General features: G+C 70.5%; 12 protein-coding genes, 1 tRNA gene and 2 pseudogenes. 9 read left to right on the top strand and 6 right to left on the bottom strand.

Annotated elements, in window-relative coordinates:
* Position 1 precedes the first annotated feature (1 nt).
* The 3 genes from E2C04_RS11360 to E2C04_RS11350 form a co-directional block, all read right to left on the bottom strand.
* Positions 2-1,024, bottom strand: coding sequence for a beta-ketoacyl-ACP synthase III (locus tag E2C04_RS11360; protein WP_135832664.1), 1,023 nt, complete (start codon positions 1,022-1,024; stop codon positions 2-4).
* The gene (locus E2C04_RS11355) at positions 1,021-2,205 is read right to left on the bottom strand and encodes an acyltransferase domain-containing protein (protein WP_135832663.1); all 1,185 of its coding nucleotides are present in this window, start codon (positions 2,203-2,205) and stop codon (positions 1,021-1,023) included. The genes E2C04_RS11360 and E2C04_RS11355 overlap by 4 nt, the downstream gene beginning before the upstream one ends.
* 79 nt (positions 2,206-2,284) lie before the next feature.
* A complete protein-coding gene (locus E2C04_RS11350) occupies positions 2,285-3,511 on the bottom strand; it encodes a PucR family transcriptional regulator (protein ID WP_238694260.1) in 1,227 nt (408 codons plus the stop codon).
* Between the two features lie 171 nt (positions 3,512-3,682).
* Between E2C04_RS11350 and E2C04_RS11345 the strand changes: the two genes are divergently transcribed.
* Complete coding sequence (locus tag E2C04_RS11345; RefSeq protein WP_238694259.1) at positions 3,683-4,858, top strand: alpha/beta fold hydrolase; 1,176 nt, start codon at positions 3,683-3,685, stop codon at positions 4,856-4,858.
* Here the strand turns inward: E2C04_RS11345 and aceE are convergent.
* A pseudogene (gene aceE, locus E2C04_RS11340) lies at positions 4,753-7,476 on the bottom strand (pyruvate dehydrogenase (acetyl-transferring), homodimeric type); the annotation flags it as partial. The gene E2C04_RS11345 and the pseudogene aceE overlap by 106 nt on opposite strands.
* Before the next feature lie 150 nt (positions 7,477-7,626).
* Here aceE and E2C04_RS11335 point away from each other — a divergent pair.
* From E2C04_RS11335 to E2C04_RS11310, 6 genes and pseudogenes are all read left to right on the top strand, one after another.
* A pseudogene (locus E2C04_RS11335) lies at positions 7,627-8,057 on the top strand (DUF3052 domain-containing protein).
* A gap of 74 nt (positions 8,058-8,131) precedes the next feature.
* A complete protein-coding gene (locus E2C04_RS11330; protein WP_135832661.1) occupies positions 8,132-9,718 on the top strand; it encodes an AMP-binding protein in 1,587 nt (528 codons plus the stop codon).
* Between the two features lie 40 nt (positions 9,719-9,758).
* Entirely contained in the window at positions 9,759-10,232 is a 474-nt protein-coding gene (locus tag E2C04_RS11325; protein ID WP_135832660.1) for a peroxiredoxin, read from the top strand.
* A 206-nt stretch (positions 10,233-10,438) separates the two neighbouring features.
* Positions 10,439-10,513 (top strand) — tRNA-Val (locus E2C04_RS11320).
* 113 nt (positions 10,514-10,626) lie between these two features.
* Positions 10,627-10,971: a hypothetical protein gene (locus E2C04_RS11315; protein ID WP_135832659.1), complete on the top strand. Its 345-nt coding sequence runs from the start codon at positions 10,627-10,629 to the stop codon at positions 10,969-10,971.
* Between the two features lies 1 nt (position 10,972).
* Positions 10,973-11,809 (top strand): serine/threonine-protein kinase, encoded by an 837-nt coding sequence (locus E2C04_RS11310; RefSeq protein WP_238694258.1) that lies wholly within the window; start codon positions 10,973-10,975, stop codon positions 11,807-11,809.
* A 417-nt stretch (positions 11,810-12,226) separates the two neighbouring features.
* On the opposite strand, the gene E2C04_RS11305 is transcribed toward E2C04_RS11310, so the two are convergent.
* Positions 12,227-12,901 (bottom strand): response regulator transcription factor, encoded by a 675-nt coding sequence (locus E2C04_RS11305; protein ID WP_135832658.1) that lies wholly within the window; start codon positions 12,899-12,901, stop codon positions 12,227-12,229.
* Positions 12,886-13,647, bottom strand: a complete 762-nt coding sequence (locus tag E2C04_RS11300; RefSeq protein WP_420873107.1) for a sensor histidine kinase — start codon at positions 13,645-13,647, stop codon at positions 12,886-12,888. Before E2C04_RS11300 ends, E2C04_RS11305 begins: the two co-directional genes overlap by 16 nt.
* Between E2C04_RS11300 and E2C04_RS19905 the strand changes: the two genes are divergently transcribed.
* Together E2C04_RS19905 and E2C04_RS17775 are read left to right on the top strand one after the other, a co-directional pair.
* Positions 13,583-13,906, top strand: coding sequence for a hypothetical protein (locus E2C04_RS19905; protein ID WP_238694256.1), 324 nt, complete (start codon positions 13,583-13,585; stop codon positions 13,904-13,906). The genes E2C04_RS11300 and E2C04_RS19905 overlap by 65 nt on opposite strands.
* Entirely contained in the window at positions 13,866-14,294 is a 429-nt protein-coding gene (locus E2C04_RS17775) for a hypothetical protein (protein ID WP_158630679.1), read from the top strand. The genes E2C04_RS19905 and E2C04_RS17775 overlap by 41 nt, the downstream gene beginning before the upstream one ends.
* Positions 14,295-14,385 lie beyond the last annotated feature (91 nt).

Genomic DNA, 14,385 nt, shown 5'->3' with positions numbered 1-14,385 from the left:
GTCAGGGCACGACGACGACCTGGGCGGCGTACGCCAGCCCGGCGCCGAAGGCGATCAGCAGCGCGACGTCACCGGACTTGGCGTCGCCCTCGGCGATCATCCTGTCGAGCGCCAGCGGCACGGACGCCGCCGAGGTGTTGCCCTGCTCGGCGATGTCGCGGGCGATGCGGACCTTCTCGGGCAGCTTCATGGAGCGTGCCATCGCGTCGATGATGCGCATGTTGGCCTGGTGGGGCACGAAGACGTCGAGGTCGTCGACGGTGATGCCGGCACGCTCGAGCGCCTGGTGCGCGACCTTGGCCATCGCGAAGGAGGCCCAGCGGAAGACCGGGTTGCCCTGCATCGTCAGGTAGGGCATCACGCCGCTGCCCGGCGCTGCGTCGGTGCCGACGACGTCGCGCCAGTCCTCGCGCTGCCGGATCAGGTCGAACTGCTCGCCGTCGGAGCCCCACACGACCGGCGCGATGCCCGGGGTGTCGCTCGGACCGACCACCGCCGCACCTGCGCCGTCGGCGAAGATGAAGGCGGTGCCACGGTCGTCGAGGTCGGTGATGTCACTGAGTCGCTCGACGCCGATGACCAGGACGTTGGTCGCGCTCCCGGCGCGGACGAGGTCGTTGGCGAGCGCGACGCCGTGGCAGAAGCCCGCACACGCCGCGGAGATGTCGAAGGCAGCGGCCTGGTCGGTGCCGAGCTCGTGGGCGACGGCGGTGGCCACCGCCGGGGTCTGGAGCAGGTGCGAGACGGTCGCGACGATCACGCAGTCGATGTCGGTGGCGGTGAGACCGGAGCGCTCGAGCGCCTTGCGCGAGGCCTCGACGGACATCATCTGCACGGTCTCGTGGTCGTCGGCCCAGCGGCGCTGCCGGATGCCCGAGCGCTGCTGGATCCACTCGTCGCTGGAGTCGATCGCCTCGACGATGTCGGCGTTGGGCACGACGCGGCTGGGACGGTAGGCGCCGATGCCGAGGATGCGCGTGTGGGCAGCACCCGTCGCCGAGGCCAGGGGTGAGGCGAGCGTCATGCCGCGCCCTCCGGGTGGAGGCGGAGCAGCGGCTGGCCGGGGGAGACGAGGTCGCCGTCCTCGACGAGCCACTCGACGACGCGGCCGCCGTGCAGCGCGCGCACCTCGGCGCGGTCGCGGGTGCTGGCCACGTCACCGATCACGGCGCCGGCGGCGAAGCGCTCGGCGTGGTCGGTGCCGGCGGTGCGGTGGAAGGTGCCCTTCGAGGGGGCGACCACCATCCGCCAGGTGGGGGAGGTCTCGATGGGGGAGGCCTCGCCGTGGCGCTCGCAGAAGTCGCGGGCGGCGTCGAGCTGGTCGGGGGTCTTGAGCGCGAAGGTCTCCACGCCCTTGAGGTTGCGCTTGACGATCCCGGTCAGGGTGCCGGCCGGGGGCATCTCGAGCACGCCCGTGACGCCGAGGTCGGTCATGGTCTCCATGCAGAGGTCCCAACGGACCGGGCTGGCGATCTGGCCGACCATGCGCTGGACGACCTCGCGGCCGTCGTGGACGACCCGGCCGTCGCGGTTGGAGATGACACGCGTACGCGGGTCGTGCGTCGAGACCGACCGGGCGAGGGCGACGAGGTGGCTGACGGCCGGCTCCATGTGCGTGGTGTGGAAGGCGCCGGCGACGCTCAGCGGCATCAGGCGCGCCTTGGCGGGCGGCTCGTCGGCGAGGGCCGCGAGCTGCTCCAGGGTGCCGGCGGCGATGACCTGCCCGGGGCCGTTGTCGTTGGCGGCGGTGAGGCCGTGGCGCCCCAGGGCGGCGAGGACCTCGGCGCGGTCGCCACCGAGGACGGCCGTCATGCCGGTCGGGGTGAGGGCGGAGGCCTGGGCCATGGCCCGGCCGCGCTCACGCACCAGGACCATCGCCTGCTCCGCGGTGATGGCCCGTGCACCTGCGGCGACGGTCAGCTCTCCGACGCTGTGCCCGACGACGGCGCCGACCTTGCTGAAGGCGTCCGCGGGGTGCGGGAAGAGCTCCAGGGCCGCGATCAGCCCGGTGGCCACGAGCAGCGGCTGGGCGATCTCGGTGTCCCGGATGGTCTCCGCGTCGGAGACGGTCCCGTGGGTGACGAGGTCGATGCCGGCGACGGTGGAGAGCCACTCGAAGCGGGTTCGGAAGGTCGGGTCCTCCAACCACGGGGTGAGAAAACCGGGGGTCTGGGCACCTTGGCCTGGGGCGACGATGACGAGCACGAGAACCACTCTGCCTGTCCGGAGACGTCGGTTCGCCACAGCAGGGAACGAAAAACTGGGGCGATTCTTTGTGTGGTTCCTACAAAGCGGGGTCGGTGGGGGCCCGGCCCGACTGCCGGCCCAGCACCAGGGCGATCTGCAGGGTGAAGGCGTCGCGGGCCATGGTCGGGGTCAGCCCGGTCACCTCGGCGACCTGGCGCAGGCGGTAGCGCACGGTGTTGGGGTGGACGAAGAGCGCACGGGCCGTCGCCTCGGTCGAGCCCCCCGCCTCGAACCACGCCGCCAGCGTCTCCACCAACGACCGGCGCGGCCCCGACAGGGGCAGGAAGACCGCCTCCACCAGGTGGCGGCGGGCATGGCCGTCGCCGGCCAGCGCCCGCTCGGCGAGCAGGTCGAGGCTGCGTACGGGACGGGGGGCCTCGGGCCACCCGGCACTGGCGCGGTGGGCGGCGGAGAGCGCGGCACGTGCGGAGACGTGGGCCGAGCCCAAGCCGGAGGTCACCGGACCCACCACGACGGGGCCGTCGCCGAAGAAGTGGACCACGCTCCGGGCGCCGGCCAACGCGTCCTCGACGCCACCGAGCACGACGACGAGGCGGTCGCCCTGCACGGCGCACAGCGCGTCGGCGCCGGCGGTGCGGGCAGCACGTCGTACGCCCTCGAAGACGTCGCTGTCGGTGCGGCGGTCGGGGGAGGCCCCCATGACCACGGCGACCCCGCCGAGGGAGTTCCAGCCGAGCGCGTTGGCCCGCGACAGCAACGAGTCGTCGGGCTCGGCGCGCAGCACGGCGTCGACCACGAGCGCCTCGAGCCGGGCGTCCCAGGCGCCGCGCGACTCGGCGGCACGGGCGTACACCTCCGCTGTCGCGAAGGCGACCTCGCGCCCGTAGCGCAGCACGGCCCTGTGGACCAGCGGCGCGTCCTCGGCCGCGACGGTGTCGTCGATGTGGCTCTCCACCACGTCGATGCTCAGCCGGATCAGGTCGACGGTCTGGCGAAGCGTGATCACGCCGGCGAGCTCGCGGGGCGCCGCGCCGAAGACCGCGGTGGCCAGCGCGTGGCCGTCCGGCCCGCTGCCGTCGGGGGTGGAGGCGCTGGAGCGCAACCAGTCGACGAAGTTCTGGATGCCGGCGTGCACGATGAGCCCGACCCAGGACCGGTCCGACGCGCTCAGGTCGGCGAACCACGGCATGTCGCGGTCCATCCGCGCGGTCGCCGCGGTGCTCATGGCGCCGCTGGCTCGGGCGAGGGCGCTCGCGAGCCGTGCCAGCTCGTGCGTGGCGGGCTCTCGAGGGTCGGTGTCCACGCCTCGAGGCTAGTTGGTGGGGCGCCCGGTCCCCGGCGGCGGTGTGTAGATCGTGTTAATCCTGTCGAACTTGCCGCGCACGCGACCAGTGACCTGCGATACTCGAACCGTTCATCCGCGGTTCACCTGGACGTGGGCCGGGGAGGGTGTCGCAGAGCGGGGAGACACGGCATGAGCAGCAACCACGAGATCCAGTACGTGACCATCAACGGTCACCGGCGCGCCTACGTCCGTGCTGGGCAGGGGCCCGTGCTGCTGCTCCTCCACGGCATCGGGTGCGACCACCAGACCTGGGACACCGTCATCGACGAGCTCGCCCTCGACCACACCGTGATCGTGCCCGACCTGCTCGGCCACGGCGCCTCCGACAAGCCTCGCGCCGACTACAGCCTCGGCGGCTACGCCAACGGGATGCGCGACCTGCTCAGCGTGCTGAGGATCGACCGGGTGACCGTGGTGGGCCACAGCTTCGGCGGTGGCGTCGCGATGCAGTTCGCCTACCAGTTCCCCGAGCGCACCGAGCGCATCGTCCTCGTCTCCTCCGGCGGGCTGGGACGCGAGGTCAGCCCTGCGATCCGGGCGATCACCGCCCCTGGCTTCCACTACGTGATGGGGGCGCTGACCATGCCGGTCGTGCGCCACGTCAACACCACCGCGCTGCGGGCGCTCTCGGCCACCGGCCTCCCGCAAACCCGCGACCTGGCCGAGGTCGCCCGGGTGTACGAGTACCTCGCCGACCCGCGCGCCCGGGCGGCCACCCGCCACGTCGTGCGCGCCGTCGTCGACTTCCGTGGGCAGGTCGTCACGATGTCCGACCGGGCCTACCTCACCAGCGGGCTGCCGATGTGCGTGGTGTGGGGCTCGCAGGACCACGTCATCCCCGCTCGGCACGCCCAGCGCGCGGCAGAGCTGGCGCCGTGGGCGCAGGTCGAGGTCATCGAGCAGTCGGGCCACTTCCCGCACCGCGACCACCCGGGGCGTTTCGTCGCCATCGTGCGCGACTTCATGCGTACGACGGTGCCCAACCGTCACACCAAGGCGCAGTGGCGGCGGATGCTCGCCTCGGGCGCCCCGGCGATCTCCGCCCCCGTCAAGCACGACACCCGCCCCACCGTGGGCGGCGGGACGGGTGTCGAGGGTTTGGCACCGGTGCGGGAGCTCCACCCGACCGGGGCCTGCGAGCGGTCAGGCGTCCCGCCCTCCTGCTGCACTCCCTGGACCGCGGTCGGGTCGTCGATGCGATACTTCGTGCGGGCCTCGACGACCTTGTCGACCTCGATCTCACCGGCGTCGGCCAGCGCCTGCAGCGCCTGCACGACGACCGACTCCGCGTCGACGCGGAAGTAGCGACGCGCGGCCGGGCGGGTGTCGGCGAAGCCGAACCCGTCGGTGCCGAGCACCCGGTAGTCGGCCGGCACCCAGCGGGCGATCTGCATCGGCACGGCGGTCATGTAGTCGGAGACCGCGACGACCGGCGCGTTGCCGTCGCCGAGCTTGTCGGTGACGTAGGCGGTGCGCTTGGGCTCGGCCGGGTTGAGGAGGTTCCAGTCCTCGGCCGCGATGGCGTCACGGGCCAGCTCGTTCCACGAGGTCACCGACCAGGTGTCCGCAGCCACGCCCCACTCCTCGCGGAGCATCTCGGCGGCCTTTTCGACCCACGGGAAGCCGACGCCCGAGCCGAGCAGGCGGACCTTCGGACCGTCTCCCTCGGCCGCGGAGACGCGGTGCAGGCCCTTGAGGATGCCCTCGACGTCGACGCCCTCGGGCTCGGCGGGCTGGTGCACCGGCTCGTTGTAGACCGTCAGGTAGAAGATGACGTTCTCGCCGTTGCCGTGCGGGCCGCCCGTGCCGTACATCCGCTCGAGGCCGCTCTTCATGATGTGCGCGATCTCGTAGGCGAACGCCGGGTCGTAGTGCACGACCGCCGGGTTGGTCGCAGCGAGCAGCGGCGAGTGGCCGTCCGCGTGCTGCAGGCCCTCGCCGGTCAGCGTCGTACGGCCGGCGGTGGCGCCGATCAGGAAGCCGCGCGACAGCTGGTCGGCCATCGCCCAGATCGAGTCACCCGTGCGCTGGAACCCGAACATCGAGTAGAAGATGTAGAAGGGGATCATGTGCTCGCCGTGGGTGGAGTACGCCGACCCTGCGGCCGTGGCGGACGCGAGCGCGCCGGCCTCGGAGATGCCCTCGTGGAGCATCTGGCCCTGCGCCGACTCCTTGTAGGAGAGCAGCAGCTTGCGGTCGACCGACTCGTACTGCTGGCCGCCCGGGTTGTAGACCTTGGCGCTCGGGAACATGGCGTCCATGCCGAAGGTGCGGTACTCGTCGGGCGCGATCGGCACGATGCGCTTGCCGATCTCGGGGTCGCGCATCCACTCCTTGAGCAGGCGCACGACGGCCATGGTGGTGGCGACCTTGTTCTTGCCGCCGCCCTGCTTGATGTCCTTGTACGCAGCGTCCGACGGCAGCTTCAGCGGCTCGGCACGCTCCACGCGGCGGGGGATCGAGCCGCCGAGCTGGCTGCGGCGCTCCATCATGTACTTGATCTCGGGGGAGTCGGCGCCGGGGTGGAAGAACGGCGGCGCGCCGGTCTCCTCGTACGAGCGCTCGAGGTCGCGGTCGGAGATCGGGAGACGCAGGCGGTCGCGGAACTTCTTGATGTCCTCCGGCGTCAGCTTCTTCATCTGGTGGGTGGCGTTCCTGCCCTCCAGTGCGTCGATCGTCCAGCCCTTGATCGTCTTGGCCAGGATCACGGTCGGCTGGCCGACGTGCTTCGTGGCGGCGTCGAAGGCGGCGTACACCTTGCGGTAGTCGTGACCACCGCGGGGGAGCAGCTCGATCTGGCGGTCGGTCATGTGCTCGACCATCTTGCGCAGGCGCTCGTCGTCACCGAAGAAGTGCTCGCGGGTGTAGGCACCGTCCTCGACCGAGAAGGTCTGGAAGTCGCCGTCGGGGGTGGTGTTCATCTTGTTGACGAGCACGCCGTTGACGTCGCGGGCGAGGAGGTCGTCCCACTCGCGGCCCCAGACGACCTTGATCACGTTCCAGCCGGCGCCGCGGAAGTTGGCCTCCAGCTCCTGCATGATCTTGCCGTTGCCGGTCACCGGTCCGTCGAGCTGCTGGAGGTTGCAGTTGACGACCCAGGTCAGGTTGTCGAGCTCCTCGCGCGCGGCGACGCGGATCGCGCCCAGCGACTCGGGCTCGGCCATCTCGCCGTCACCGAGGAAGGCCCACACACGCTGCTGGCTGGTGTCCTTGACGCCGCGGTTGTGCAGGTAGCGGTTGAAGCGCGCCTGGTAGATCGAGTTGATGCCCGTGAGACCCATCGAGACCGTCGGGAACTCCCAGAAGTCCGACATGAGGCGCGGGTGCGGGTAGGAGGAGAGGCCGGCGCCCTGACCGTGCTGGACCTCCTGGCGGAAGCGGTAGAGCTGCTCCTCGTCGAGACGTCCCTCGAGGAAGGCGCGGGCGTAGATGCCCGGGGAGGCGTGGCCCTGGAAGTAGATCTGGTCGCCGCCGCCGGGGTGGTCCTTGCCACGGAAGAAGTGGTTGAAGCCCACCTCGTACAGGCTGGCGGAGGACTGGTAGGTCGCGATGTGGCCGCCGACCTCGATGCCCTTGCGGTTGGCGCTGGAGACCATGACGGCTGCGTTCCAGCGGATGAACGCGCGGATGCGGCGCTCGATGTCCTCGTCACCGGGGAACCAGGGTTCGCGCTCGGGCGGGATCGTGTTGATGTAGTCCGTGGAGCGGAGGGCCGGAACGCCCACGTTGCTCTCACGAGCCCTCTCGAGAAGTCGGAGCATCACGTAGCGTGCGCGGTCCCGTCCTCGGCCCTCGACCAGTGCGTCGAAGCTGCCGAGCCACTCCAGCGTCTCCTCGGGATCGATGTCCGGGAGCTGGGTCGGGAGGCCCTCATGGATGACCGAAGGAATCGGAGGACGTTCGGGTTGCGTCTGTTCAGTCACATCGCCCATGCTGTCATGCCCCCGGAGGATAAAAAATCTACTCTCCGGTACGGGGGGTTGCGTCTGGCGAACAACTCCGCTGGACTACTCCCCACCGCACACCTGCGGTGATCACGAGATCTTGAGCCACACCCCTGAGGAGAGTTTCCCTTGAGCGCGACCGTGGGCGGCGAGTCCACCCAGACCCCTGGACCTGCTGAGAAGCTGGGCTTTACGCCCGGGCAGGTCGTCCAGGAACTTGGCTGGGACAACGACACCGACGACGACCTGCGGATCGCCATCGAGGACCTTCTCGACGCCGACATGGTCGACGGCGACTACGGCAACGTGGTCGAGGCCGTCGTGCTGTGGTGGCGCGACGAGGATGGCGACCTGGTCGACGGCCTCGTCGACGCCAAGTCCGACCTGGTCGGCGGCGGAGTGATCTGGTTGCTCACCCGAAGGTGGGTCGACCCAACAGTGTCGACGCCGCCGACATCGCAGAGGCCGCGCCGATCGCGGGGCTGTCCCAGACCACCACCGCCGCCGTCAGCAAGGACTGGCAGGCGACGCGACTGGTCACGCCCAAGACGCCCGCCTGACACGACGACGTCTCTCCACCCGGTCCTGAGCAGGGGGCCCGGGGGTACTCGTCGTACCCACCGTGAGGACCCAGATGAGCACCATCAAGAACCTGTCCGTACTGCGCGAGGCGGGTGTGATCCGTCGGATGCCGCTCTCCACGCTCGCCCAGATCGTCAAGATCGTGAAGGCGTGGGGGACCGGCCCTGCGGGTGGTTTCTCGCAGCTCGCGGTCTCCAACCCTGACCGGGTGGGGGTCATCGACGAGCTCGGCCAGCTCACCTTCGCCGAGCTCCACCAGCGCTCGAACGCGCTGGCCCACGGCTTCGCGGCGCTCGGCATCAAGGAGCGCGACCAGGTCGCGATCATGTGCCGCAACCACCGTGGCTTCATCGAGGCGACCATCGCGGCGGCCAAGCTGGGCGCCGACCTGCTCTACCTGAACACCGCGTTCGCCGGGCCCCAGCTGGTCGAGGTGATCGCCCGGGAGAAGCCCGTGCTCGTGGTGGCCGACGAGGAGTTCGCCGGGCTGCTGGCCGGGGCCGACGTGAAGCACCGGCTGGTCGCGTGGCAGGACACGCCGCAGGGCGACGACACCGTCGAGGCGCTGATCGCCGCCAACCCCACGACCGACCACACCCCGGTCGAGCACCACTCGAAGATCGTGATCCTGACCTCGGGCACCACCGGCACGCCGAAGGGGGCGCCCCGCAAGGAGGCCGGCATCGCCAACGCGGTGGCCCTGCTCTCGCGCCTGCCGATGAAGCACGGCTGGCGTACGCACATCGCGGCGCCCCTCTTCCACACGTGGGGCTTCGCGCACCTCTTCATGGCGATGCTGCTCGGCTCGACCATGGTGCTGCGCCGCCGCTTCGACCCCGAGGAGGCGCTGCGCGTCGTACGGGACGAGAAATGCGACTCCTTCGTCGTCATCCCGGTGATGCTGCAGCGGATCCTCACGCTGCCGCCCGAGGTGCGGGAGAAGTACAAGCCGCTGCCCCACCTCAAGATGACGGCCGCCTCCGGCTCCGCGATGCAGGGTGAGATGGCCGTCGAGTGGATGGACGAGTTCGGCGACAACCTCTACAACATCTACGGCTCGACGGAGGTCGCGTACGCCTCCATCGCCATGCCCGAGGACCTGCGTGCCGCCCCGTTCTCGGCGGGCAAGCCGCCGCACGCCACCGTGGTCAAGATCTTCGACGCCGACGGCAACGAGGTCCCGCAGGGATCCACGGGCCGCATCTTCGTGGGCAACGCAATGCTCTTCGAGGGCTACACCGGTGGTGGGTCCAAGGAGATGATCCAGGGCCTGATGTCGACCGGTGACGTCGGCCGCTTCGACGAGCACGGTCGGCTCTACGTTGAGGGCCGTGACGACGAGATGATCGTGAGCGGCGGCGAGAACGTCTTCCCGCGCGAGGTGGAGGACTGCCTGGTGCTGCACGACGCGGTCGTCGAGGCGGCCGCGGTCGGCGTTGAGGACAAGGAGTTCGGCTACCGGCTGCGCGCCTTCGTGGTGGTCTCCGACCCCGCGGCGGCCAACGAGGAGGCGCTCAAGGACTGGGTACGGGCCAACCTCGCCCGCTACAAGGTGCCGCGCGAGATCATCTTCCTCGACGAGCTCCCGCGCAACGCCACGGGCAAGATCCTCAAGCGGGTGCTGGCGCAGCGCCCCTGAGTGCGGACAGGAGGGGTGCCGGTGCGAGGATGAGGCCGTTATGAGTGGACTCATCTGTGGGGGGCCGGCCCCCGACTTCACACTGCGTGACCAGTTCGGCCAGGACGTGACCCTGTCGGACTTCCGCGGTCGTAAGGCCGTCGCGATCCTGTTCTACCCGTTCGCCTTCTCCGGCGTCTGCACCGGCGAGATGGCGGGGGTGCGTGAGCGGCTCGACGAGTTCATGACCTTCGACACCGAGGTCCTGGCGATCTCGTGCGACCCGGTCTACTCGCTGCGCGCCTTCGCCGACTCCGACGGGCTGAACTTCCCGCTGCTGTCGGACTTCTGGCCGCACGGTGAGGTCGCCACGGCGTACGACGTGTTCAACGCCGAGAAGGGCATGCCGCGGCGCTCGTCCTACGTGGTCGACAAGCAGGGCCTGATCCGCTGGAGCGTCCACAACGCGATGCCCCAGGGGCGCGACCTGGGGGAGCACCTGCGCCAGCTGCGCGCTGCCGCGGACGATTCCTGAGGGTCCCGTCTCACAGTGGGAGATTTCAAGATCAATTGCTGGGACTTGCGAGACAAGGTCCAGCGAACCCCTTTAATCTTCTTCTTGTTGAGCCGCTGGTGACCCGAGACGCCGGCGGCTCGACACATTTCTGGGACAGGCGCCACGGGCGTCGCCCAGTGTGCGGCCCGGCATCCGTTCCCGTACGCTGTGGGCCGTCCTCACCTGCGTCGGTAGCTCAGCGGTAGAGCACTCGGTTTACACCCGAGCGGTCGGCGGTTCGAAACCGTCCCGACGCACCACGAAGCCGGCATGAGAGCCCTCTCATGCCGGCTTCACCTTGTCCTCACCCGGTCTGGTCACAGTGGTCTCACACCACACACACGGCCCCAGTGCCACTGACCGAGGAGCCTCCATGACCTCCAAGCTTCTTCCCCTCACCGCCCTGGTCCTCGCCGGCCTCGTCACCACCGGCGTCCTCACCACGCAGGCCTTCGCCGACGAGGCGAAGCGCGACGAGGACACCGCCGAGGTGGTGCTGGTCGACGACAACGACGACGATGACGACACTGCCGACCGCACCCGCGACGACGTCACCAACGACGCCACGAACGACACGACGCGCGACGACGTCACCAACACCAAGGGCGACGAGACCAAGGGCGACGTGACGAACACCAAGGGTGAGACCAAGGGCGACGTCACGAACACCAAGGGCGACGAGACCAAGGGCGACGTCGACACCCGTACCGCGGCCTGACGTGGGACGTACCGAGGACTCCTGGGGCCTGGCCCCCGGCGAGGCCCTGACCCCCGAGCTGACCGTCATGCGGCGGCTCGGGGGCGGCTCGTCCTACGAGGCGTGGCTCGCCTTCGACGAGCTCACCTTCGCCCCCGTCGTGGTGAAGGTGCTGCGCCCCTCCAAGGTGGGCGACGAGCGCGCGCACGCGGCGCTGGAGCGGGAGGCGGTCGCCCTGGCGGCGGTGAACCACCCCGTGGTGGTGCGCGGCTTGCGGCACACCTCCACCGGCCCGCGACCCCACCTCGTGCTCGAGCAGGCCGACGGGCCGCGGCTCTCCACCCTCGTACGTCGCCACGGCCCGCTCCAGGAGCAGCAGTACCTGCCGCTGGCCCTCGACGTCGCCTCGGTGCTGCACTACCTGCGCCACGTCGGCTACGTGCACCTCGACATCAAGCCGAGCAACATCATCATGGGCGCCCCTGCCCGGGTCATCGACCTCTCGGTCGCGCGTCCTGTGACCGAGGCCGCTGCGCTGCGTACGCCGATCGGCACCGACGCCTACATGGCGCCCGAGCAGTGCGACCCCGGGCGGCTCGGCGGCCCGACCCCGGCCAGCGACGTCTGGGGGCTGGGGCGACGCTCTTCGAGGCGATCAGCGGCGAGAAGCCGTTCGGCTCGGGGGAGGGGTTCCCTCAGCTCACTGGTCGCGCGCCTGCGCTGGGACGGCGCGTGCCCGACGAGGTACGCGGCGTCGTCGCCGCAGCCCTCGACCCGAACCCTGGGCTGCGTCCCACTCCTGCGCAGATCGCGCACGCGCTGCAGCCCGTGCTGGGGCGCCAGCCGGCGGCGAGGTTGACGTACAAGGTGCGGTGATGGGAGCGGGTGCTCACCGCCCGCCCTCGTTCGTCCTGTGGTTTCCCGGTTTCCGCCCACGACCTCAGCTGCGTACCTCAGGATCGTCTCGACACTCCGACTCGCCAGGACGCCATGAACTCCATCCTCTTCCTCCCGGGCACCGGCAGCGTGAGAACCGGGCCATCGGCTCTAGCAGGAGCGCGATCATGAGGGTCGAGCTCACGCCGTGGAAGCGTTTCGGCCACACCACCTCGGCGAAGGCGTCCGTGATCTCGCCCTGACCGTGACGGTGCGGAGGCAGGACGCCTGTGACCGAGAGGATCTCCATCGTCCACGGTTACCCCGTACGCACCTGCGACAACCGGACCTTGCTCCACCGGCTCCCGTCCTGACCCCGCTCGGTCGACTCGCTCGCCGCTCACGCGTTGAAGCGGTACCCCATCCCGCGCACCGTGCTGATCGCGCCGGCGCCGAACTTCCTGCGCAGGTAACCGACGTACACGTCGACGACGTTGGAACCGGGGTCGAAGTCGAGGCCCCAGACGTGGTCGAGGAGCTGCTCGCGCGACAGCACGTGGCCGGCGTTGAGCATGAAGATCTCCGCGAGCGTGAACTCGCGCGCTGAGAGGTCGACCTGGCGGCCGTCGACGGTGGCACGCCGCGTCCGCAGGTCGAGGTCGACGCCTCCCGCGTGCAGGGAGTCCTGGCCGCCGCCCGAGCCGTTGCCGGACTGGCTCTGCCGCAGACGCACCCGCACCCGGGCGAGCAGCTCGGCGAAGCGGAACGGCTTGGCCATGTAGTCGTCGGCGCCGCCCTCCAGCGCGGCCACGGTGTCGGTGACGGAGTCGCGCGCGGTCAGCACGATCACGGGGACCGTCGAACCCTGGGAGCGCAGCTGGTCGAGCACCTCGAGGCCGTCCATGCCGGGCAGGCCGATGTCGAGCACGACCAGGTCGTGCAGCCCCGACAGGGCCTCGTCCAGCCCGGACGGGCCATCGCCTCGGATGGTCGTGACGTGGCCCTCCGCGGTCAGGCCCTTCGCGACGAACGAGGCGATCCGCTCCTCGTCCTCGACGATCAGGATGCTGGCCACGAATCCTCCTGGACTGCGATCTCCACGATGACGGTGGCGCCGCCACCCTCGGTCTCCTCGATGACCACCCGGCCCCCGTGCGCCTGGGCGATCGCCGAGACGATCGACAGGCCCAGGCCGAAGCCCTCGTCGCCGGGGCGGACCTCGGCGCGCGCGAAGCGCTGGAGCACCACCGTACGGGCTTCGGGGGCGATGCCGTCGCCGGTGTCGCGCACCCAGAGGCGAGCCGTGCCTCCGTCGACCCGGGAGCCGAGGGCGATCGTGTCGCCCGGGTTGGTGTGCTTGACGGCGTTGTCGACCAGCTGGAGCAGCGCCTGGGTGATGCGGTGCTCGTCGGCAACGACGCGCGCGGGGGCCACCTCGTCGAGCTGCCACTCGCGGTCGGCCATCGCCCTGGCCTTGGCCAGGACCGTCGTCGTCAGGTCGTCGAGGTCGACGGGGGAGGGCGTGAGGAAGTCCGGACGGCGCGACTTGGCGAGCATGATCAGGTCGTCGACCAGTCGCCCCATCCGGTCGACCTCGTCGAGCAGCAGGTCGCGCGTGGCGCGGACGTCGGCGGGGTCGCTCGCGTCGAGCAGCTCGAGGTGCCCGCGGAGCACGGTGAGCGGCGTACGCAGCTCGTGCCCGGCGTCGTCGAGGAACTGGCGCTGGCCCACGAACGCGGTCTCGAGCCGCTCCAGCATGTCGTTGACCGTGCGGGTCAGCTGGGTGATGTCGTTGCCGGTCTCGGGGACCCGGCGCGACAGGTCGGTGCCGGAGATCTCGCGGGCAGCGTCCGACAGGTCGCGCAGGGGAGAGCAGCCGCCGACCCTGCCACGCCGCGAGCCCGGTGATGAGCAGGATCGCGAGCAGCGAGACCACCGTGTAGGTGCGCAGCAGGTCGTTGAGGCTCTCGTGCTCGTCGGCGAAGAAGGAGGCGACCACGAGGGCGGCGTCCTGCTCGTCACCGACGACGGGCTGCACGGTGACCAGCACCTCGCCGTACGCCGTGTCGATGCGCCGTGACCCGCCTTCGGTGACCAGGTCGTCGACGACCTGCGTGAAGGCGGGGTCTCGGGCGATCTCCGGGTGCGGCGAGGAGGGACTGCGCAGCACCGCAGCACCGTTGATCCACCCCAGCAGCATCTCGTGGGGCCCGGCGACGTTGCGCTCCATGAAGGCACGCAGCAGCGGCTCGGCGCTGGTGAAGCCCGTCCCGGTGGTGGGGTCGACGCCGTTGCGCACCAGCTGGCGCAGCTCGGCCACCTCCTGGTTGGCGTCGTCGACGACGGCCGCGTCGCGTCGCGCGCTCTCGATCGTGTGGATCACGACGCCTGCGGTGAGCATCGCGAAGGTGGTCAGCAGGGCGACGGTCAGCGTGAGCCGCAGACGGACCGAGAGACCCGAGCGCTGAGCGTTGGTGCGGTGGGGCTCGGTGCGCTGGTGGCGGGTGTCTCGTCTGGCATCCCGTACGACGGGGAGCTGGGCCGTGGCCTCGGCAGCAG

Source organism: Nocardioides daphniae (assembly GCF_004777465.1).
GTDB classification, from domain to species: domain Bacteria; phylum Actinomycetota; class Actinomycetes; order Propionibacteriales; family Nocardioidaceae; genus Nocardioides; species Nocardioides daphniae.
This window is presented reverse-complemented; position numbering and strand designations above follow the sequence as displayed.